13 protein-coding genes are annotated in these 23369 nt (G+C 62.0%); 2 read left to right on the plus strand and 11 right to left on the minus strand.

What is annotated here, in order from left to right; all coding sequences use genetic code 11:
- Positions 1–50 precede the first annotated feature (50 nt).
- Positions 51–1922, minus strand: a complete 1872-nt coding sequence (locus LOZ74_RS15575; RefSeq protein WP_230291928.1) for a DEAD/DEAH box helicase — start codon at positions 1920–1922, stop codon at positions 51–53.
- 298 nt (positions 1923–2220) lie between these two features.
- On the opposite strand from LOZ74_RS15575, the gene LOZ74_RS15580 reads away from it, so the two are divergent.
- The gene (locus LOZ74_RS15580; protein WP_230291929.1) at positions 2221–4629 is read left to right on the plus strand and encodes a TonB-dependent receptor; all 2409 of its coding nucleotides are present in this window, start codon (positions 2221–2223) and stop codon (positions 4627–4629) included.
- A 106-nt stretch (positions 4630–4735) separates the two neighbouring features.
- Here LOZ74_RS15580 and LOZ74_RS15585 read toward each other — a convergent pair whose 3' ends face one another.
- The 10 genes from LOZ74_RS15585 to glmU all read right to left on the minus strand — a co-directional run bounded on the left by LOZ74_RS15585 (position 4736) and on the right by glmU (position 22262).
- Positions 4736–7777, minus strand: a complete 3042-nt coding sequence (locus LOZ74_RS15585) for a TonB-dependent receptor (RefSeq protein WP_230291930.1) — start codon at positions 7775–7777, stop codon at positions 4736–4738.
- Between the two features lie 377 nt (positions 7778–8154).
- Positions 8155–8910 (minus strand): SDR family NAD(P)-dependent oxidoreductase, encoded by a 756-nt coding sequence (locus LOZ74_RS15590; protein ID WP_230291931.1) that lies wholly within the window; start codon positions 8908–8910, stop codon positions 8155–8157.
- A 35-nt stretch (positions 8911–8945) separates the two neighbouring features.
- Entirely contained in the window at positions 8946–10223 is a 1278-nt protein-coding gene (locus LOZ74_RS15595; protein ID WP_230291932.1) for an MFS transporter, read from the minus strand.
- Entirely contained in the window at positions 10220–12412 is a 2193-nt protein-coding gene (locus tag LOZ74_RS15600; RefSeq protein WP_230291933.1) for an alginate lyase family protein, read from the minus strand. Before LOZ74_RS15600 ends, LOZ74_RS15595 begins: the two co-directional genes overlap by 4 nt.
- Complete coding sequence (locus tag LOZ74_RS15605; RefSeq protein WP_230291934.1) at positions 12412–14664, minus strand: polysaccharide lyase 6 family protein; 2253 nt, start codon at positions 14662–14664, stop codon at positions 12412–12414. The genes LOZ74_RS15600 and LOZ74_RS15605 overlap by 1 nt, the downstream gene beginning before the upstream one ends.
- Positions 14665–14767: 103 nt before the next feature.
- The gene (locus LOZ74_RS15610; protein ID WP_230291935.1) at positions 14768–15508 is read right to left on the minus strand and encodes a FadR/GntR family transcriptional regulator; all 741 of its coding nucleotides are present in this window, start codon (positions 15506–15508) and stop codon (positions 14768–14770) included.
- A 121-nt stretch (positions 15509–15629) separates the two neighbouring features.
- Positions 15630–18683, minus strand: coding sequence for a TonB-dependent receptor (locus LOZ74_RS15615; protein ID WP_230291936.1), 3054 nt, complete (start codon positions 18681–18683; stop codon positions 15630–15632).
- 104 nt (positions 18684–18787) lie between these two features.
- Positions 18788–20611: a glutamine--fructose-6-phosphate transaminase (isomerizing) gene (glmS, locus tag LOZ74_RS15620; RefSeq protein ID WP_230291937.1), complete on the minus strand. Its 1824-nt coding sequence runs from the start codon at positions 20609–20611 to the stop codon at positions 18788–18790.
- Between the two features lie 23 nt (positions 20612–20634).
- Positions 20635–20961 (minus strand): hypothetical protein, encoded by a 327-nt coding sequence (locus LOZ74_RS15625; RefSeq protein WP_230291938.1) that lies wholly within the window; start codon positions 20959–20961, stop codon positions 20635–20637.
- Positions 20958–22262, minus strand: coding sequence for a bifunctional UDP-N-acetylglucosamine diphosphorylase/glucosamine-1-phosphate N-acetyltransferase GlmU (gene glmU / locus LOZ74_RS15630; protein ID WP_230293926.1), 1305 nt, complete (start codon positions 22260–22262; stop codon positions 20958–20960). Before glmU ends, LOZ74_RS15625 begins: the two co-directional genes overlap by 4 nt.
- Before the next feature lie 156 nt (positions 22263–22418).
- Here glmU and LOZ74_RS15635 point away from each other — a divergent pair, with 156 nt between their 5' ends.
- Positions 22419–23117, plus strand: a complete 699-nt coding sequence (locus LOZ74_RS15635; RefSeq protein ID WP_230291939.1) for an HAD-IA family hydrolase — start codon at positions 22419–22421, stop codon at positions 23115–23117.
- The last annotated feature ends 252 nt before the right edge of the window (positions 23118–23369 follow it).

Genomic DNA, 23369 nt, shown 5'->3' on the forward strand with positions numbered 1-23369 from the left:
AGGGCGCAATTAAACGGCCCTGCGATCAACGGCGCGATCAGTTGGGCCGATCAATGGCGGGGGCCAGAGGGTCGCTTGGGCTTGCGCGCGTGCGGCTTGCCGGCATGCGGTTTGCCACCATGCGGTTTTCCCCCGTTCGGCTTTCCGGCAAACGGCTTGCCCTCACGGGGTTTGTCAGCGCGGGGTTTGTCAGAGCGTGATTGGTCTGAACGCGGCTTTCCGCGCGGCGGGCCGTCGTGCCGCTCGGCGCGGTTGGCGCGGGGGTGCGGGCGCGGCCTGCCCCGCGCATTGTCGCGCAGATTTTCGCGGGCCTGTTCGCGCGGCGGTCCCGACATCTCGATATGCACGCTTTCCTCGCCGCTTTCGTCCTGCGCGGTACGCTGGACCGATTGGGCAAAGCGGTCGGCAATCGCTCGGGGCACCTGGAAAAAAGTCTCGTGCCCGCCGATGCGGATCGCGCCTACCTCGTTACGGGTGATATGGCCGCGACGGCACAACAGCGGCAGGATCCAGCGCGCATCGGCGTTTTGCCTGCGGCCGATATCCATGCGGAACCACACCACATCCTCGAAACCGGGGCGATGGCGTTCCTTTTGCGCGGCGCGGCGGGCCTCGGGCGTGTCCTCGGTAATATCCTCGGGCTGCGGCATCGATGCGCGATGCGCGCGCACCAGCGCTGCAGCAATGTCTTCGGCCGAACGCTCTGCCATCAGCTTTTGTGCCAGCGCGCGGTCTTCCTCGTCGAATTCCTGCGACTGCAAGAGTGCCGCCAGCAGGCGGTCGCGATCGTTCGCGCGGATCTGGTCGGGGGTCGGCGCGCCCATCCATTCCGCCTCGATCTTGGCGCCGCGCAGCATGGATTCGACGCGGCGACGACGCGGATAGGGCACGATGATGACGGCGGTGCCCTTCTTGCCCGCGCGGCCCGTGCGGCCCGAACGGTGCTGCAGCGTTTCGGCATCGCGCGGAATCTCGACATGGATGACAAGAGACAGGCTGGGCAGATCGATCCCGCGCGCCGCCACATCGGTCGCCACGCAAACCCGCGCACGCCGGTCGCGCAACGCCTGCAGCGCATGGTTGCGCTCGCTTTGCGAATGTTCGCCCGACAATGCGACAACGGCAAAGCCGCGCTCCTGCAAGGTTGCGTGCAGGCGGCGCACATTATCGCGCGTGGCGCAAAACAGGATCGCGGTCTCCGCCTCGTGCAAGCGGAGCAGGTTGACGACCGCCGCCTCGATCTCTGCCGGAGCGACGGTGACAGCCTGAAACGCGATATCGCCATGGCCGCGCGAATTGCCTGCGGTCGAAATGCGCAGCGCATCGCGCTGGTAACGCTTGGCCAGCGCCACGATGGGGGCAGGCATGGTCGCCGAAAACAGCAGCGTGCGGCGGCTGGCAGGCGTCGCGTCGAGGATTTCTTCCAGATCCTCGCGAAAGCCCATGTCCAGCATCTCGTCCGCCTCGTCCAGCACGACAGCGGACAGGCGCGACAGGTCGAGCGCGCCGCGTTCCAGATGGTCGCGCAACCGGCCCGGCGTGCCCACCACGACATGCGCGCCGCGCTGCAGGTTGCGGCGTTCCTTGGACGGGTCCATCCCGCCCACGCAGGTCGCGATGCGCGCGCCAGCCTTGGCATAGAGCCAGCCGAGTTCGCGCCCCACCTGCAGCGCCAGTTCGCGCGTGGGCGCAATCACCAGTGCCAGCGGCGCACCGGCCAGTTCGCCAAAGCTGTCCAGCAGTTCGCCGGCCAGCGACAGGCCGAACGCCACGGTCTTGCCCGATCCGGTCTGGGCCGAGACGATCAGGTCGCGGCCCTGCGCCTCGTCCGCCAGCACGGCGGCCTGTACCGATGTGGGGGCTTCATAGCCGCGATCGGCCAATGCGTCGCCAAGAAGGGGCGGAAGATTCGTAAAAGTCATAATGCTCTGAACAATGCGGGCCGGACGCTGGGGCGGCGGGCGGTATAAACGGGGGAATTGCGCTGGCGTTCGGCCCGTGGCCGGATCGCTGGAAACCGCAATCGCGCAGCCGATCACACGGCTGTTGCCGCGCCGCATACATGGTTTGGCGCGCTTTGGCTGCAAAAATCTTTGCCGCAAGGGGAAACGCGCCGCTTGACCCCATATCGCCCCGGCGAAATTTGTCCGGACTATTTCATCCTGCGCCGCGATTTGCCGCACATTCGCACCCAAACAATAGCACAGGGAAGAGGATGATATGAGGACGTCCAAACAGGCGCTTCTGGCCGCCGCCGCACTGGTTTCGCCGCTGTGGGCCACACCCGCCATCGCGCAGACCGCCGCCCCCGAAGCTGCCAGCGAGGATACGACGCCCGGCGAAATCATCGTCACCGCGCGCAAGCGCGACGAACGGCTGATGGATGTGCCCGTGGCCATATCCGCCCTGTCGACCGAACAGATCGAGCGCTATCAGACCAACACGCTGACCACCATCGGCCAGCAGGTACCGCAGCTGATCGTCGCGGAATCGCAGAATCAGGTCGGCGGTTCGATCAATCTGCGCGGAATCGGCGCGGGGATTTCCAACCCGTCGACCGAAAGTGCGGTCACGATCAATGTCGACGGCGTGCCGATCAGCTATGGCAATGCGATCCGTCTGGGCCAGCTCGATCTGGGGCGGGTCGAGGTGCTGAAGGGACCGCAGGCGCTGTTCTATGGCAAGAACAGCCCGGGCGGCATCATTTCCCTGATATCGCAGGACCCTTCGGATTATTTCGAAGCCAAGCTGCGCACCGGATACGAGTTCGAGGCCGACCAGAAATTCGTCGAGGCCGTGCTGTCCGGCCCCGTGACCGACACCATCGGCGCGCGGGTGATCGGATATTATTCCAAGGAGGACGGCTGGTTCCGCAATATCGCCGTGCCCGTGCCGGGCGTTACGCCGGGGCCGGGAGCCGACAGCTATAATGCGGAACAGATTTTCGCGCGCGGCACGCTGACCTTCGATTCGCCCGATGGCGGCACACGGCTGAAAGCCAAGATCAACTATGGCGAACGCACGCGCGACGGCGTGGGCCCGACAGGCGGATCGCAGATCGTCGAATGTCCGGGCGAAACCAGCCGTTTCGGCGCCGCGGACTGCAAGCTGGACCGCAATTTCTATAATGTCATCATCCCCGAACGGGTCACCGCGCTCGACCCCACTTTCGGAGACGGCGTGCCATTCACCGATTCGCGCCAGTTCCTTGCCTCCCTGTCGGCGGATCAGGATCTGGGCGACACGCTGATCCTGTCCTCGGTCACGGGCTATTACCGGCTGGACGAGGAATCGGTCGATCCGTTCACCTTTGCCAATACCGCCTATTTCGCGGCATCGAACGATATCAAGGCCGACGGTTTCAGTCAGGAGCTTCGCCTTTCCTCCGACTTCGACGGTCCGCTGCAATTCCTGATCGGGGGTTTCTATCAGGACGCCGACTTTGCCATCCGTCAGGCATTCGCCGTCGATTTCGGTGCGCCCTTCCTGGTCGGATCGACCTTCTACAATGTCGAGACCCATGCCGCGTCGGTCTTCGGACAATTGCGCTATGACCTGCTCGACACGCTCGAACTCGCGGCGGGCGGGCGCTATTCGTGGGAGAAGAAGCGGCTGACCGGCACCTCTTTCGGCGCGGAATTCGAGGTGGCCGATCCGGACAAGAAATATACCGATTTCTCGCCCGAAGTGACACTGACATGGCGGCCCAGCACCGACCTGACTGCCTATGCCGCCTATCGCGAGGGCTTTACCTCGGGCGGGTTCAACACGGCCCCGACCACGCTGCGCAGCGATGCCAACCCCGAACGCCCGCTGCTTGACCTGTCCTATGGCCAGATGACGGCGCGCGGCGGCGAGGTCGGATTGAAAGGCTATGTCGCGGACCGCCAGATCAGCTTCGACGTGACGGCCTATTACTTCGAATATAGCGGGCTGCAGCTGTCGCGATATGACAATGCGTCCTTTACCCAGCTGACGCAGAACGCCGGCGGGGCGGAAAGCAAGGGGCTGGAATTCACCATGTCGGCCCGCCCGCGCGCGCTTGACGGGTTCACGCTCAATGCCTCGGTCGGTTATAACGATGCGACCTACACCGACTTTATCGGCGGCTGCTATGCGGGCCAGTCGATCGATGCTGGGTGTAATCTGAACCCGCGCAATCCCGATGCCGATCCGGCGACATTCGGCACCGCAGCCAACCCCTATCAGGATCAGGACCAGACCGGCCAGCGCCTGTTCCGCGCGCCCGAATTCGCGCTGACCTTCGGCGGGGTCTATGACCACAGCTTCAGCGACGATCTGGGCGCAAGCCTTGCGCTCGATACCAATTACAGCAGCGACTACGTAACCCAGACCGAAGGCAATCCGCGCAACAAGCAGGATTCCTATTGGCAATTGAACGGCGTTGTCTCGCTGAACGGGGGCGACGACAAGCCGTGGGAATTGTCGCTGATCGGACGGAACCTGACGAACGAGCTGGTCATCGTCGCCGGATCGGTAGTCGGCGCGACCGCAGGGGGCACGGGCACGAACACTGTGTTCCCGGGCGACATATTGGGCGGCATTTCGACCCCGCGCACGCTGCTGTTGCAACTGACCTTGCGCAATTCGCTGTTCGGCGGGTTCTAGGGCGGGGTTTGCCCGTCGCGAAACGCCGTAACGGGCAAAAGGGAGACGGTTTCCGGCCGACGCAGATCAGGGAAATTCCCGCGTCGGCCGGCTCCCGTCCGGCCCGTCAGAACCTGACCGAGAAGCCCGCGATCAGGCGGCGGTCGGGAAGCCCCTCGCCGCACAGCAATGCGCCGTCGTTCACGCAATATTGCTTGATGGTCGATTTGGTCAGATTCACGCCCTCGACCCCGACGGCCAGCCATTCGGTGATGTCGTAATTGATGCTGCCGTTCAGCTGGCCGCGCGCGGCGGTGACGACCGGAAAGCCCAATGTACTGCTGAGTGTCGCACCACCGACCGTATCGAGCGTGCGGAAAGAGTCACGCCAGGTGTAACGCGCACGCGCCGAAAGACCGTATTTTTCGTAATAGACGGTCACGTTATAAGCATGCTTCGAGAAATCGAGCAGGCCCTGTTTGGCGGTATAGGTCACGAAATCCGCATCGTCATAAATGCCGTTGATCGCGTTGAAGATATCGGTACCGCGCGTCGCCGACGTATTGAACGCCTCGCCCCCGCCATATTCCTGATAGGTATAATTGGCGAGCAGGCCAAAGCCCGAGGCAAAGCCCAGCGTGTCTTCAAATTGCGACAGATCGTACTGGAAGGTGACTTCCACGCCGGTCTGAGTCGTGCTGCCCGTATCGTTGATCGTGGTCAGGATGGGCACGCACATGCCCGAACCGCCGATGGGCGACAGCTGGTTGCGGAACGCGATGGGGTTGTAAATGCCGCCCCCTTCGCATGGCGCGGTGATGTCGCGGAAACCGTTGGCGTCCAGCGGCGCATCTTCCAGCTGCGTTACGAACAGATCCTTGCGGTTCTTGTGAAAGAACGCGACGCTCAGCACCGAAGACGGGGCGAAATACCAGTCTGCGGACAAGTCATAGGACGTCACCGTTTCCGGCTTCAGATTTGCATTGCCGATCTGGACCGCCGCATTCTCGCTGGTGACAAAGGACACCGATGTCGACAGCAGGTCATAGTCGGGCCGGTTGATATCCTTGCCCCAGCTGGCGCGGACCATAACGTCGTCGGTTACCTCTGCGGCAAGGTTGATGCGCGGCAGCAGCTTGGCATAGCCGCCCTTGGTCACGACTTGCGTAACGTCGGATCCGGTCACCGAATTACCCGTGGAATCGAGGCTGGTGTCGATCCAGCGCAGGCCGATATTGCCGCGGATCGGGCCATATTCGAAATTCGCCTGACCATAGACGGCATGGGTCGTTTCATCGATCGAGAAATAGCCGGCCGAATTCTCCGAAGCCTCGCCGATCTGGCGCATGCCGGGCACCGAATTCAGCGCGTCCTGCAGGATCGCCAGCGTGCCTTCGCGGTCGCTGAAGGCGCGGTCGGGATCGATCAGCAGGAAGTCGCCGAAATACAGCTCTCGCCCGTCGGCATCGCCGAAATTGTCGGGTCCGGGAACCAGCAGCTCGGCAAAGGCAGTGCCGCGCGGGCTGTCGTTCATCTGGCTGAGGGTCAGCGTCGAACCGACATCGTTATAGGTGCTGGTCGTCTTGCTGTAACGATAGCCCCAGTCGAACGAGGTAAAGAACGGATTGGTGCCATAGACATCGACCGAAGCATCGATACGGAAGGCATCTTCCTTGTTCCGCTGGCTGTCGTTGCCGATCACGATCTGCTGCAACACCACATTCGCGGGATCGAGCAGTTCGGCCGCTGTCGGCGCATATTGCGAATTCTGGTTGATACCGAAGGTCAGCGAATTGCCCGACAGATCATAGGCAAAAGGCACCGCATTGTCGTTTCCGCTTCCGGTCGGCGTATGCGGGTTGATGAAATTGATCGTGGTGCTGAGGTCGGGGCTGGTCGTATTGGACAGCGAGCGCGATGCCTCGACACGGGCGGAGAAGCGGCCTGCCTCGAACTCGGTGCCCAGGCGATAGATTTCGCTGGTGGTCAGGCGCGCACCGACGTCGCTGGAAAAGCGCAGGTTGGGATCGTCACCATCGACCGAGAGGATCGGTTCGATCACGCCAGTTTCCGCCACCTGGATGCTGCCCAGATCAACCCCGTCGAGCGAACCGAAATCGACCGTTTCGAACGTGTCGGGCACCATGTGATCGACCAGAGCGCTGACGCCCGAAGCCTGCACGCGCGAGCTGTCCTGACGGCGTTCCTGATCGTTATAGACGGTATCGAAATAGAATTTGAGCTTGTCCGACGGTGCCCATTCCAGCGTGCCGGCGAAATTCACCGTCTCATATTCGAAATTCTCAAGCTCCTGATTGAGGAACTGGATACCGACGAAATCGAAATCCTGCGCGGCAGGGCGGGCTGACGGGGCCTGCGCGGTGCCATTGCGCACGACATTGGCATTCACATTTTCCACCAGACCGCCATCGCGGTCGACGCGCGGGCGGAACGATGTGGCTTCCTGCTCGGCATAGCTGCCGCTGAGCACGATGCCGATTTCGCCGACGCCCGTATCCCAGCGATTGCCGAGAGTCCCCGACAGGCGCGGCTTGGTGCTGTCGGACAGCTCGCTATATTCGCCCTGGACGCGCGCCGCGATCAGCGGTTCGTTCAGGTCGAGCGGGCGGATCGTGCGCAGGTTGATCGTGCCGCCGACCGAACCTTCGATGGTCTTCGCCTCGGGCGCCTTGATCACCTCTACCGACGAGATGATGCTGGCGCTGACGTCTTCGAAACTGATCCCGCCGCGGCCCGAGCCCGAACCGACAGTGGACACGCCATTAATTTCGGTCCGGTTGTCATTGGTGCCGCGGATCTGCACGCCGGTGCCGACGCCGGCCTCTCGCGTGATCTGGATGCCGGGGATGTTTTCAAGCACTTCGGCCAGATTCTGGTCGGGCAGCTTGCCGATGTCTTCGGCCTCGATCACCTCGATCAGGCTGTCGGCGCTGCGCTTCTGGTTCAGCGCGCTTTGCAGCGAGCTGCGGATGCCGGTGACGACGATCGCCTCGCTTTCGGCAGGGGCCGATTGCGCTGCGGAAGGCGCGGGTTGCGGCTCTGCATCCTGTGCGAAAACGGGGGTTGCGAACAATGCCGTGCTGGCCAGCAGCGCCGCGCTGGCGGGCAGCTTTCTCAGGACGGATTGCGAGCGTGTATCGAAAGCCATGCCATATTCTCCCAAAATCGTTCTGTTCTTTCGGGCGCAAAAACCCGCGCCCCGCCGCGCGGACGGGACTGTGACAAGCAACCCCCGACAGGGGCCGCATACATTGCTGTTAACCGCAGGTTGCAGGCCGGACCTGCGCCGCCGGTGTGCCCTTCACACCGGCATTGGCGTGTCCGAAACGCGCCGACTCCCCTTGCTTTATTCTTGAAGCCGAAATTACGGGATTCGGCCAATCTGGTCAATATTTATTCTAGTGCAGTTTGATATTTTATATAATGCCAAACTGTCATACCAATTTAATACTCTCCGAAACGTTGAAAAGCCCGGCGCTCCCTGACGGGCAGGGAGGGGGACCGCCGGGCCTTTCGTGGCGGCCATCAGGAGAAGAACATACCGCCATTGATGTCGATATTCGCGCCGGTAACAAAGGCTGCTTCGTCGCTCGCCAGCCAGGACGTCGTCTGCGCGACTTCTTCCACATTGCCCTGACGGCGCAGCGGCGTGGCGGCGGCCACATTGGCGCGCACTTCATCCCTGGTGAACGTGTCGTGGAACAGCGTGGCGATCATGCCGGGGCAGAGCGAATTGACGCGAATGCCCTTGGGACCAAGCTCTTTCGCCATGGCGCGGGTAAAGGTCATCACTGCGCCCTTCGACGTGCCATAGGCGCTGGCGCCCGGACCGCCGCCATCGCGCCCTGCCTGTGAGGCATAGTTCACGATCGCCGAACCTTCGGGCATGAAGGGCGCGACCGCCTTGGTCGTCAGGAAGGTCGAGGTGACATTCAGCTGCATCACATAGTTGAAGAATTCTTCGTCCATGTCGGCCAGGGGACGGCGTTCGACCATGCCGCCTGCCACGTTGACCAGAATATGGATCGCATCGCCGAATGCCTCGCGCGCGGCTGCGACCAGCGCATCGACCTCGGCCGCTTTGGTCACGTCGGCCTTTACCTTGATGGCTTTGCCGCCGAACTTCTCGATCTCTGCCAAGGTGGCATCGGCGGCAGCCTCGTCACCGCGATAGTTCACGACGACATTCGCCCCGTTTTTCGCAAGGTCGATCGAAACGGCGCGCCCGATATCGCGGCTGCCGCCGGTTACGATTGCGGTCTTGTTGGTAAATCTGCTCATGTCAAACCTTTGATCTGGAGAGGGTAGGAGAGGAATTAGCGAGCGGCCCTGGGCTTGAGCGGCCGGATTTCCGGACACAGCACCAGCACCGACAGCACCGTCATGATCGCCAGCGCCGCACCCACCCCAAAGGCGGGCGTGTAACTGTCGATCGTGATGATCGGGATGAGGAAGTTGAGGCCGACGACCGCCAGCTTGGCCGCGGTTCCGGCGTAGCCCGCCAGCGTGCCGACCGACCTTCCGCTCAGGAAGTCGCTGGGCAGCGTCTGGATATTGCCGATGGCGGTCTGGAACCCGAACAGGATCGCGGCCATCAGCAGCACCGCCATCAGGGGGGTAGCCGCCTTCATCGTCAACAGCAGAGAAACCAGCATGATCAACCCGCCCAGCGCGATCGTCGCCTTGCGTGTTTTATTGACGGTCCAGCCGGCCTTGATCCGGTTCTGCGCCATCAGCCCGCCGAACCATGCGCCGAACATGCCGCCGACATAGGGGACCCATGCGTAAAGCCCGATATCGGTCACGCCAAAGCCATAGGTTTCGGCCAGATACAGCGGCAACCAGCCGACAAACAGCCACCAGATCGGATCGATGAAGAAAGATGCGGCAATGACGCCCCAGCTTTCCTTGTGCGACAGGATCTCGCCCGATCCGGGTGCGTAGTCAGCGGTATCGTTCGATGCAGCATTGCGCTGCCCGGTCAGGATATAGTCCCGCTCTTCCGCGTCGATCCACGGATGGGCATCGGGGCCGCTCTTATAAACGATCAGCCACGGCACCAGCCACAGGAAACCGAGCACGCCGATGGTGATGAATGTCGCGTGCCACGAACCCAGAAACACGAACAGATAGGCGACGACGGGCGCAGAGATGATGCCGCCAATGGCCGTGCCCGAATTGAAGATGCCTTGCGCCAATGCGCGCTCTCGGATCGGAAACCATTCGGCATTGGCCTTGGTCGCGCCGGGCCAGTTGCCTGCCTCTGCCACGCCCAAAAGCCCGCGAAACAGCGCAAAGCTGAACAATCCGCGCGCAAAGGCATGCAGGATCGTCGCCAGCGACCATACCGCGATCGACAGCACAAAGCCGAGGCGCGTGCCGATCCAGTCGAAAATCTTGCCGAACAGGGTCTGCCCGAATGCATAGGCGAAGGTGAAGACATTGAGGATGATCGCATAGTCGAGCTTCGTCATCCCCAGCTCTTCCGAAATTTCGGGCCAGAGAATGCTGAGCGCACCGCGATCGATATAGTTGATGATGCCCGCAAGGGCGACCAGTCCGACGACCAGCCAGCGGAGGCGGTTCTTCGTCATTTGCGTTGTTCCTTGGGGGTAAGGGCAATGCGCGCAGCAAAGCCGGTCCAGCGGATCGTCTGGCCGTCCAGCTTCGCCTGGTGGCGCCCGGCCGGATCGGGATCGTGCGAGATAGCGATGGCGAACGGAGCGCCGCCAATGGGCGTGATCACCGCGATGTCATTGCCATCCGCCACGACATGGCGCAGCGATGCGATCTGGCTGCGGCTGGCGACGGTGCGTTCGGCCGCGCCATCATATTGGCCGTGACTTTCCAGCACCGACAGAAAGCTGTGCCCGCCATCGGCCCGTGCGCGCAGCATCACCACCGGTTCGCGGCGCAGATTGAATTCGGGATCGTTCGCCCCGCTTTCGCCCAGCACAACCTGCGTCGTGCCGTCGGTGACAAAACGATAGCTATAGAACCGTCCGTCGATCAGCCATGTCAGCGCCGCATCGCCCGCATCGGGCGTCGCCGTGCCGTCGACCCAGAGATGCTGATAACCATGGTCGCCGCCCAGCACCGGGCGGGTCGCCAGATTCCGCTCGATCGCGAAGTCGGCCTCCATGATGTGGCCGTTATAGTGCAGCGGCAAATCATAGACATGCGTGCCCTGCGCATCGGCGCGCAGCAGATCGATCACCAGCCTGCCGCCACCGCCGGGCATGTCGGTCAACACCAAGGTGCGATTAAACGCAACATCGGGATAGGCGCCCGTCACTTCCGCGCTGGAAACCTGCAGGCCGTCCGCGTCGGAGAAATAGAGCTGTTTCGGAGCAATCGTGTCGGCCAGTCTGGCATCGCCGCCGAAATGGCTGACCTCGTCCACTACCAGCGTATTATGCGCGATGGTTTGCTTGGCCCAGCTTTCGTTTTCGGGAAGATAGCGCCCGCCCTGCTTCGCCTCGATATTCAGGAAGCGGGCCGCGCCATAATCGCGCACGATCTCGTTCCCGTTGTCGTAAAACTGCCAGCTCAGCTTGTCGAAATGGCCGTGCCCCATGCCTTGCGAGCTGTTTTTGGCGACGAGAGCGGTCTGCTTCGCCCCCTCACCCGCGCGCAGAACCGCGACCGCGCCCAGATCGCCGTCGGGACCGTCGCTGAACAGCATGGAGCGGAACGGAAAGGGCTGCGCCTTGCCCGCCTCCAGATCGCGGGCGAGCATCAAGCCGTCTTCGCCCAGAACGGTGCGCCCCTGCCACTGCGCGATGGACAAAAGCGCGGGGTCGCGCGTCTGGCCATAGGCGATGGCGACACCGTCATAGAGTTCGGCGGTGCGAAGGCTCTTGTCCTTCATCGCATCGTTAAACGGGAAGAAATAGCCCGCATAGGTCAACTGGATCGTCGCGCGCAGCGCCTTGAGCAGAATGCCGTCGCGACGCTCGAAAATCTGCTGCGCGGGATCGTTGTCGGCAATTGCCTGACCGAACACCATGAACGGCAGCAGCGCAAACCGCTGGTAATAGGGCCCCTCGGTGTAATAGCCGTCGGGGGAGAACAGCAGGTCCATCTGCCGCAGAAAGCCCGCTTTGCCCGATTTGTCCGAACCCAACAGGGCGCGGTCCACCATGTCGCGGTCGCCCAGCAGATAGCCGGTCATCCCCACGCCCGCGGTCGCCCAGGTGGCATGGTTGTGGATGCGGTCGAACGTCCTGACCTGATCCTTCGAAAGAAAGTCCGAAGCGCGGCGGAAGACGTCATTGTCGATGCGTTCGCGGTCGGCATCGGACAGCGTATCGCGGATTTCGGCATAGCCCTGAACCGCATGGACCAGCCACATCGCATCGTTCAGCACCTGCCAGAACAGGCGGCCGCTATACTGGTTGCTGGCAGCCGGATGATCCCCCTTCAGCGTCGGGTACAGCTCGGCATATTCCAGCAGCATATCGCGCACGAAAGCGGCGTAGCGCGGGTCTTTCGTGATGCGATAAAGATCGCCGCCCAGATGGATCGCCTGAAAATTCCGCTTGTGCTGTTCGTGGGTATAACCGCCGCCAGGATCCTTGGGCACGGGCACATTGATGCCTGCCTCGATCATGGTGTCGACGAAGTTTTTCGCCCGCTCAAGCTCTTCGGCATAAAGCGGAGGCAGCCCCTCGGCCGGCTGCTGCGCCGTCGCGGCAGAGGCCAGCGCAGGCACAGGCGCGACGCAGGTCAGCGCGGTAGCGGCAAGCAGGGAGGCGAGCGCCCGATGCATCGCAATCCGCATCACAGGGCCTTTCCGTCGACCGAATTGCCCTGCATCGCGGCACGCGGGGGTCCGTCGTAATTCAGCTCCGTCACTACCGGCGCGGGTGTTTTCGCAAAGCTGTTGTCGCGAATGCGGGTAACGGGCGTGCCGACCGTGTGGACGACTTTGAACGGTGCGGAACCGGTGACCGTGTTGCGTGCGACATCGGCGGTTTGCACGCCATTCAGATAGAGCGAGGCGCCCTCGGCATTAGTGGCAGCCTTGCCGATGTTGGCCAGCGTATTGCCGGTAAAAGTCACGGACGGGCCGAAGGTGCTTTCATCGGTGCCGCCGCGATAGACATTCGCCACCGCCTCTCCGACATTGGCGAAGCGGCTGTCCACGATGTCGAGATATTCGACATTATAGAGGCCGTAATCGTCCGTTTCCGCCGAAGCGGAAACGATGGTGCCGGTGATGTCCGCAAAGCTGCTGCCGCGGATCGCGATACGGTCGGCCAAAACCGATTTCCCGATGGTCAGCACGTTGAACGATTTATTGACGGTGAGACCCGATACGCTGACGCCGTCCATCTCCAGGATCAGGTTCGACTGGATCGGAAAGCTACCGGTGCGGATGACCGAATTTCCAACCGAATCGGGCGCCATCGAACCGTCGATGGACAGGTTCTGCAGTTGCAGATTGCCCCCCTGTTGCAGATCGAACAGCGACGGGCGGGTAAAGCGGATCACCGTGTCGGCGCCCGCCCCCTTGATCGTCAGCACCTTGGTCACGGCGATGGTCTGATCGACGCTATATTCGCCCGCTGCCAGTTGCAGCACATCGCCGGTCGCGGCTGATGCCGCAGCGTCCGCCAGCGTGCCTTCCCCCGCCGACACCATGGTGGTGGTCCCGCTGGCAAATTCCGCCTCGGCCTCGGGCTTGGGCCACCAGTCCGGGCCGACTTCGGCAAGCTGCATCACCTTCAGGTCGCGGGGCGCGCCGATTTCCGCCAATGCAGGATCGGCGGGATACAGCAGCCCGTTACCCGCGCGCGCCATGGCGGTATCGACGCGGCGCAGGGCAGCGGCATCGCTGTGCACATCGCCTTTGATGACGGCATTGTCCGCGAATTGAATGCCCGAGATATCGGCATCCACTTCGACAAATGTGCCGGTGTCGAGCCCGCCCAGCAGGTTCGCACGCATCACGCTTTTGGCGGGCGGCGCCGATCGCTCTTCATCGGCGCCGGCACCCAGCGTCACCCGCGCGCTGTCGATAACCGTATTGCGTTCGATCTGCGCATTTTCGACCTGAACATAGCGGTTCACCGGCGAATTGGGCACGCCGTTCATTACGGTCAGTGCGCTGGAAAAGCCGGTGCCGCGCAGCCCTTCCATGTAATTGCCGCGCACGATCTGGTCGCGATTGATAACGCGAATGCCGCCGGTGTAGTCCTTGCCGTGGCCCAGAAAGACATTGTTTTCGACCAGATTGCCGTCGCCATGACGCAAAGTCAGCGTCCCGCGCGAACGCAGGAAAAGATTGCCGCGATAGATATTGCCGCCCGACTTGTTCGAGACGATCTCGACCTCGCCATCGCAGCGGTCGAAGATGTTGTTTTCGACGATCGTGCCCGAATTATACATCGAATACTGGCTGGTACCGATGCGGATCGTCTCTCCGCCATTCGATCCCAGGACAGGGCGCGGGCCAAAATAGTTATGGTCGATCCGGTGCCCGTTATCGCGGCTTTCCGCGCTGTCGAGCCGGACGGCAAGGGTCACGCCCTTGTTGGTCTTACCGACAAGGCTGTTGTGATCGAACCGGTTGTTCTTGCCGTAAATGCCGACCCAGTAATCGTCGTCGGTGCGGTCAGGCTTGCTGAAATGGTCGATGACCACTTCGGTCACGCGGCTGTTGCGCGCCTGATCGTCCTTGCTGCGGCGGAACGAGATGACTTCGCCGCGCGGGCTGTAGCCATCCTTGAAGACCAGACCGGTCACAAGGATATGCTCGCCGCCGATGCGCAGGCTGGACTGGCCGGTCAGAAAGACCTTGCCTGCCTCTTCCGAAATCACCGTGATGGGCTTTTGCGCCGTGCCCTTGCCGGTGATGACAAGGTCGAAATCCTTCCATTCGCCATTGGCTAGGATGATGATGTCGCCAGCCTCGACGCCCTTGAGCGCATGGGCATATTCGTTCTGGTTGCGAACGAAAAATTCCTCCGCATGCAGCGGGGCAGCAATCGCCAGCGTCAATGCGACGCCAATGCCGTATCGGGCAAGCATCCTCAAATCCCTTTCCTATTATGGAAGGAGACTGAAACGATGAACCAGTTATGTCAAGGCAGTTTGGCAGACCAGTGAAGGATTTTCTATAAATCCAATTTGGCTAACCAATCTTTTGCGCGGTGGTAAAGCGCTCGCGGCTTTCCGATGCTCGCTTGCGCAATTCCTCCAAAGCTTGCCGCTCGGTCGCGTCGAGCATGGCCTGCAACAGCCGGTGGAAATGTTCGCGCATCGCTGCCCGCGCGGCGACCGCATCGCGGTTCTTCAGCGCGTCGAACACGGCGCGGTGTTCCTCTGTGCGGGTGTCGGCATCGTGGACGCACACCGATTCATAGGTGGCCTTCACGTCCGGAATATCCTCGCGCATGCGCCACAAGGTCTGGATCGTGTGAAGGATCGCCGCATTATTCGATGCCTTGGCGATGGTCAGGTGGAATTTCTCGTCCGCCTCGTTCGAAATCTTCTCGTCGCTCGACCGCATGTCTTCGACAAGCTTTTCAAGCGTTTCGATGCCTTCTTCGGTGATGTTATGCGCCGCCAGCGCCGCCGCTTCGGATTCGATCAGCAGGCGGGCCTCGGTCACTTCGAATGCCGACGCGCCGGGCAGTGCCCCCATCAGCTCTGGCTGACGCTCGCTGACATACACGCCCGATCCGGTCTTGATCTCAAGCCTGCCCACGGCCTGCAGCGCGATCTCTGCCTCGCGGATGGTGACGCGGCTGACGCCCAGCCGTTCGGCCATTTCGCGCTCTCCCGGCAAGCGGGTGCCGGGCGGGAAGGCGCCGTCGTCGATCAGTTGTGCGATCTGCTCAGCGATCGATTGGTATAGTCTTGTTCCAGTCATAGCGCACTGTCGTCCGAGATTGCCCCGATTTTGTAAAGGGCCGTTAGCAAGGATAGCGCATGTTTTGGTAGGACAAAAAGAGTGCCCGGTGCACTGGAGAGGTTTGCACCGGGCACCACGATCAGAACCTTGCCCGGACCCCGAAGTAATAACGGGGGCCATAGGAAAGGACCTGACCAATATTGTTTGTCGTGCCGCGATAATCGGTTCGCGGTTCGTTGAAGAGGTTTAGCCCTTCCGCGCTCAGCCGGATATTATCGGTCAGCTTGTACGAAATCCGAGCCTCGAACACGCCGGTGTCATCGACATAGCGGACGCGTCCGGGGGTAGAAACGAACTGCTGGAAATAGCTGCTGCGGTACTTGTAAACGCCCTGCAGTTCCAGATTGCCGATTTCATAGAACGCCTGTGCCGACAATACGTGCTTGGACAGGCCGAAGATATTGGCAGGCGGGATCAGCCCTTCGCTAACCGTAGTCGTGCCATCGGGATTGACCGTCGTAATCGCGCCCAGCGTATCGTCCTCGAATTCGAAATTCGAATCCGCGAAGTTATAGCTGAGCTTGAAGCCAAGCCCGTCAAGCGGCTGCGGCAGCCAGGCTAGACGGTGGGCCGCCGTCACTTCGAAACCCCAGATGGTGCTGGTGTCGTCGGTTGTGTTGGTCGTGGTGACCAGCGTTTGCAGATCCTGCCCGTCGACGGTGAAGGTTTCGTACCGGCCAACGGTTTCGAACCCGCCGTTGAAGCTTTTGTAATAGGCGCCCACGGCCAGGATCGAATCCGCATCCGGATACCATTCCACCGCGACATCGGCGTTCCATGACATCAGCGGATCGCTGAACGGATTGCCGGTGGCATTGGCCGTGCCGATCGCATCCTCGATCGAATAGATCGGCGTATCGCCTTCGGCCAGCGCGTTGAACGTGCGGCCATAGGACATGGACGACGGATCGGGGCGCGACATCGCGCGATAGACCGCGAAACGGCCCAGCAGGTCGGGCTGGAATTCGGCCGTCAGGTTAAAGCTGGGCAGGAATTCGGTATAGCTGTTGCTGGCCTTTACCTCGCTCAGAGTGCTTTGGTCTTCGCTGATCGACAGCAATTCGCCGGTCACATCGTCGAATTCGGCCGTCAGTGCGCCGCGGAAGCCCTTGGAGCTGACCGTGGTTTCCACCACGCGAACGCCGAAATTGCCCAAGACGGGCAGACCGCCCAGATCGCCGTCGAAATTGGCCTGCAGATAGACGGCCTTGGTCTTTTCGCGGACATCGCTGTTCTGGATCGAATCGAACGATCCGTCGGGATAGATCGGCACGCCATTCTCGTCGAACTCGATCAGACCGCTGGGGTCGTTCGCTTCCAGCGTCCGGGCAAGGCACAATGCATCCCATGTCGCGAACGTATTGGTGCTGCCCGTCACATTGCCGTTTTCGTCGACGATCGTGACCAGCGGATTGCCGCCCGAGACAGAGCTCAAAAATCCGCTTTCGGGAAAGGCGGTGCGGCATGCCTGATTGGCGATGGCCAGCGCCTCGTTGCTATACACGTTCTCGATCCGGCTGGTGCCGGTCGACGCGCCGGGAACGTCGCTGTATTTCAGTTCCTGAAAACGCACCCCGCCCTGAACCGATTTCAGGAAGCCGTCGAATTCGTAATTCAGATCGCCCCGCCATGAGAATATCGAGTTGAAACGGTCGGATTCCAGATCGTAGCGAACGCGCGCATTGTCGCGGTACAGATCGTAATTGTCGGGGTCGAAACCCAGCACCACGAAATTGGGGATCTGCGATCCGTTCTGCGCGATCAGATAGGCGGTTTCCACACGGTCGTCGGTGCTGCTGCCATTGCTTTGATAGGCCAGCGGGTACTGGTCTTCATTGCCGAAGATATCCTCGCCGTCGCGGATGCGCATGCGCACCTGCGTCGCCTCTTCGATACGCTTCGTTTCCGAATAGGAAACATCGCCCGAGAAGGTCAGCCGGTCGGTCGCCTCTACCTCGAAGTTCAGGCCGCCGCCGTAGTAATCCTCGCGCCGTTCAAAATATTCACTGTTCGATTCGATGCTGGTCTCGCCGGTGAACTGGTACAGTTCGCCATAGGGACCGGTGATCAGATCGTAATCGAGACCGAAGGCATCACCCGCACCATCAATACGGCGTCCCTCGGAGAAGTTGAGGTCGTGGCGCTTTTCGCGGAAATCCCGCTTCGAGTATTGGAAGTCGAGATTGATGTCGACGCCCGGCCCCGGCTGCATCTGCAGGGCCGCGAAAAACGAATCGCGTTCATCCTCGGTGATGTTCTGGCGATAGGAATAGCCGTTCTGCGCGATCACGTAATCTTCGGTACCGGCCGTGTCGGGACGGTCGGTGTTGCAATTGCCCGACGCGAACACACCGGTGCCCGAACCGGGCACGTTCGAGCAATAGTTCAGCGTATTGCTGATCGCAGCTTCCTGTTCGGGATTGGTCGAGCTGTTGCGCGAATAGCCGAGCGAAATGCCCAGTTCGCCATCGCCAAGCTGGAACTGGTCGATATAGCTCAGCGTGGCGCGATAGCCGAGGTCCTGAAACCGCTGATCCTCTTCGATGTCGAGGTTGTCGGGATTGACGTTCAGCTTGAATTCGCCCTGCACGCGGGTCTTGCCGTAATCGATCGGCTTGACCGTCTCCAGAGTGATCTGGCCCGCCACACCGCCCTCGATCAGGCTGGCCGACTGGGTCTTGTAGATGCCGACCTTGTTGAACAGCTCCGAAGGGAACTGGCTGAAATTGACCGATCGGTCGCCGCTGCCATTGGTGGCCGCGCGCCCGTTGATGGTGGTCGAGCTAAGGAATGGCCCAAGCCCGCGGATCGAGATTTCGGTCGCGCCGCCGTTCTCGCGGTGCGAGCTGGCACCCGTCAGCGTTTCCAGCGCCTCTGCGATGGAAAGGGCAGGCAGATCGCCGATTTCGTCGGCTGCCAGCGCGTCGAAGATCAGATCATTATCGCGCTTTTCCGCAATCGAGCCCTGAATGGTCGCGCGGATGCCCGAAACGACGATAACCTCGTCATCGGTCTGCGGTTCTTCCGCGTCCTGCGCCTGCGCCTCTGGCGCTGCAACCAGCGCCAGAGCTGTTCCGGCCAGCAGGACCGACTGAACTGATGATTTTCCGGCACGCGCGAAATGGCGACGCATGTCCATAACTCCCTCCCACAACTTTATTTGCGGAAGGAATAACCGGACTTATATCTCTGTCAACCCTAGATCGACAAATTATCAATCCATTCTGTCATACCAATTCACTCGACCGTTACCGATTTGGCCAGATTCCGCGGTTGATCCACGTCGGTCCCCTTGGCCACGGCAACGTGATAGGCCAGCAATTGCACCGGAACGGCATAGACCAGCGGCGCGATCAGCGGGTGGACCCGCGGCATTTCGATGGTGGCAAGGCAACCTTCACCGGCCTCGGCAATTCCCTCGGCATCGCTGATCAGCACGATCCTGCCGCCCCGTGCGCGCACTTCCTGCATGTTGGAGACGGTTTTTTCGAACAGCGGGCCCGACGGTGCCAGCACCACTACCGGCACCAGATCGTCGATCAGCGCGATCGGCCCGTGCTTCATCTCGCCGCTGGCATAGCCTTCGGCGTGGATATAGCTGATTTCCTTCAGCTTCAGCGCGCCTTCCATCGCCAGCGGATAATCCGGACCACGGCCCAGATAAAGCACATCGCGCGCAGGCGCGATCAGATGCGCCATGGCGGCAATATCGTCGTCGTGGGCCAGCGCATCGTTCAGGCTGGCGGGCGCTTCCAGCAGATGGTCGACGATCTCGCGCTCTTCGGCTGCGCTCAGTCGGCCCTTCTTGACCGCGAAATGCGCCGCCAGCGCCGCCAGCACCGCCAGCTGGCACGTGAACGCCTTGGTCGATGCCACGCCGATTTCCGGCCCTGCATGAGTCGGCAGCAGCAGATCCGCCTCGCGCGCCATGGAACTGGTCGGCACGTTGACGACGACCGCGATGGTCTGCCCCGCCTGCTTGCAATGGCGCAGCGCGGCCAGCGTGTCCGCCGTCTCACCGCTTTGCGAGATGAACAGCGACAGCCCGCCATCCTCCAGCACCGGATCGCGGTAACGGAATTCGGATGCCACATCGATATCGACGGGCACGCGTGCGAAAGTCTCGAACCAGTATTTCGCGACCATGCCTGCGTAATAGCTGGTTCCGCAGGCTACGATGGTCACGCGGTTGATGCTGGTGATGTCGAAATCGATTTGCGGCAGGGCGACGGTGCGTTCCAGCTGCCGGATATAGCTGCGCAGTGTTTGCGCCACCACGGTCGGCTGCTCGAAGATTTCCTTCTGCATGAAGTGGCGGTAATTGCCCTTCTCGATCGCTACGGCGCTGGCGCCCGATTTGGTGACCGGCCGTTCGACCGGCTGGCCATCGGCATCAAAAATCTGCGCGCCCTGCCGCGTGATGACGACCCAGTCGCCCTCTTCCAGATAGGTGATGTCCTGCGTCAACGGGGCCAGAGCCAGCGCATCGCTACCCAGATAGGTCTCGCCCTCTCCGTATCCCACCACCAGCGGCGATCCCAGACGCGCGCCGATCAGCATGTCGGGCGCGGAACGGAAGGCCATGGCCAGCGCAAATGCACCGCGCAGCATGGGCAGCACTTCGCGCACGGCGTCCTGCGGCGACATGCCCTGCTCGATCCGGCTGGACAGCAGATGGACCACGACCTCGCTGTCGGTCTCGCTTTCGAACTTGCGCCCCTGCGCCAGCAGTTCATCGCGCAGCGGCTTGAAGTTTTCGATGATGCCATTGTGGACCAGGGCGACTTCGTCGGTGGCATGCGGATGGGCATTCGCCTCGGTCGGGGCACCATGGGTGGCCCAGCGCGTATGCGCGATGCCGACATCGCCTGCGGCAGGGCGTGCGGCCACTTCGCGGGTCAGATTGGCCAGCTTGCCCTCTGCCCGGCGGCGGATCAGCGCGCCGTCGTGGATCGTGCAGATGCCTGCACTGTCATAGCCGCGATATTCCATCCGCTTCAGCCCGTCGACCAGCCGGTCCGCGACAGGCTCTGCACCGACGATCCCGATAATCCCGCACATTCGATAGGTTTCCTTTTGCCCCGTCAGTGCGGGAAATTGGTGTCGACGAAATGGCGCGTGAATTCGCGCGGATCGGGTTCCTTGCCATTGGCCTGCAGGAACTTCAGCCGCCCCTTGTCCCACACTTCGCGGATGGCGCCGGGCATGCCGGGGCGGAATTTCATCCGCTGCTCCACGATGGACCGCCAGCTGCCGGTCTGGCCGAATGCCTTGTGAAACCGCGGCTCCATCGCGGTCAGCGACCGGTCGGCAATCGGGTCCAGATGGCCGGTCGCCGCCAGCACATAGCTGTCGAGCAAGCGCAGGAACGGCTTACCGTTGTAACGCCCTTCGATCGCCAGCCCGCTCATTGCGCTTCCTTCTTCTTCTTTTTCATCGCGTCGTGAAACCGGTCCGCCCAGCCGGGCTTCACCAGTTGCTCGCCGCGCACCAGCCGCAATTCGCCATCGCCCACGTCGCGGGTCACCGCGCTGCCCGCCGCGACGATGGCATCGGCCCCGATCTTCAACGGCGCGATCAGGGCGGAATTCGATCCGATGAACGCCCGCTCGCCAATGACCGTGCGGTGCTTGAAATAGCCGTCGTAATTGCAGGTGATCGTGCCCGCCCCGATATTCGCATCCGCACCCACCATGGCATCGCCCAGATAGGTCAGATGGTTCGCCTTGGCCCCTTCGCCGATCGTGCTGTTCTTCACCTCGACGAAATTGCCGATCTTCGCTGCCGGTTCCAGCACCGCGCCGGGACGCAGGCGGGCATAGGGGCCGACTTCACACCCCTCGCCCACTTGGGCCCCTTCCAGATGGCTGAACGCGCGGATCGTGGCATTTGCGGCGACTGTCACGCCCGGGCCGAAAACCACGTTCGGTTCGACCACCACATCCTCGCCCAGCACCGTATCCCAGCTGAAGAACACGGTTTCGGGTGCGCGCAGCGTGACGCCCGCGGCCATGGCTTCGGCACGGCGGAATTGCTGCCACTGGCTTTCGGCATCGGCCAGTTCGGCGCGGCTGTTGATGCCCGCCACTTCGGACGGATCGGCGGTTTCCACCACGGCGCAGGCGTGCCCGTCGGCAGTGGAGAGGTTCACGATATCGGGCAGGTAATATTCGCCCTGCGCATTATCGTTGCCCACGCGGTCCAGCAGGGCGAACAACGCCTCGCCCCGCACGGCCATCACGCCCGAATTGCACAGATTGCAGGCGCGCTCCGCCTCGCTGGCATCCTTGTGTTCGACCATTTTGACGATCCGGCCGTCATCGTCGGCAATGATGCGGCCATAGCTGCGCGTATCGTCGGGACGGAAGCCCAGCACCACGGCGGGCGGCGCATCGCCGGCATGCAATCTTTGCTGCATTTCCGCCATGGTAGCGCTGCGCAAAAAGGGCACGTCGCCATACAGGATCAGCACATCGCCGGTAAAACCGTTCAGCGCCTCGCGCGCTTGCAGCACCGCGTGGCCGGTGCCCAATTGCCGGTCCTGCAGCGCGAAATCGGCCTTGCCTGCCAGCGCGCGTTCCACCTGTTCGCGAAGATCGCCAGTGACGACGATGGTGCGCGCGGGGTTCAGCGCAGCGGCGCTGGCCAGCAGATGGTCGATCATCGGACGCCCGGCGATAGGGTGCAGCACCTTGTGCAGCGCGCTTTTCATGCGGGTGCCCTTGCCCGCGGCGAGGATGATGACGGCAAGCTGTCTTGGTTCGGTCACGGCAATTCCGGTCGGGTTGGGGGTAGAGGGTTCGGGCTATGTGAATTCGTGGGGCTCAGGCTTGCCAGCAATTTGTTGCGGTTTCCATAGGGACCGGCCATGGGCGCACAGGCAATGTCCGAACCTGTCCGATCCCTGATCCGCTTCGACGTCATAGGCTTCGATCTCGATGGCACCTTGCTCGATACCGCTCCCGATATCGCGCATGCCCTGAACCACGCCTTGATGCTGGCGGGGCGGCCCGCGCGGTCTGTGGGCGAAGTGCGGCAGATGATCGGCGGCGGGATGAAGCGATTGCTTGCCACCGCGCTGGGCGGGGAGGACAGCGTGCCGCCGGATGATCTGGCCGCGTTGCAACAGGCGCTGCTCGATCATTACCGCGCCCATATCGCGGTCGAAACACGCGCTTTCGACGGGATGGAACGCGCATTGGACACTTTGGCGGCGCGGGGCATCGCGCTGGGGGTGGCGACCAACAAGCTGGAAGGTCTTGCCATCGACCTGCTGGACCGGATCGGGCTGAAGGACCGTTTCGCCGCCATCGTCGGCGGCGATACGCTGGGCGCGGACCGTGCCAAGCCGCTGCCCGACATGCTGCACCATCTGGCCAGCCTGTGCGGCGGCAAGGCCATGGCCTTCGTCGGCGATTCCGCCTTCGACGTCAAAGCGGCGAAAGCGGCGCGCATGCCCGCCATCGCGGTCAGCTTCGGCTATCCGGGCATGCCGGTGGATGCGCTTGGGGCCGACCGGATCATCGACCATTACGACGAATTGCTGCCCGCGCTGGCGGCGCTCTGATTCCGTTCCGCCATCGGGCGTCAGCAGGCCCCGCAGGCCGGTACAGCAAGGCATGGCGCGCGACCTGTTTAGTCTGCGTATTTATGACAAGCCCATCCATCGTTGCAGGTGCTCGCCTTCACTGCGGCGGGATCAGTTTTGGCTATCTAAAATAAAGAGATGCGCCCATATCCCGCCTGTTTCTCCGGCCCTGCCCATCCCACAAGCGCGGCACCGTCTTGACAGAACCTTGATCCCGATGGACATATATAG

Source organism: Croceicoccus sp. Ery5 (genome assembly GCF_020985325.1).
Taxonomy (GTDB): domain Bacteria; phylum Pseudomonadota; class Alphaproteobacteria; order Sphingomonadales; family Sphingomonadaceae; genus Croceicoccus.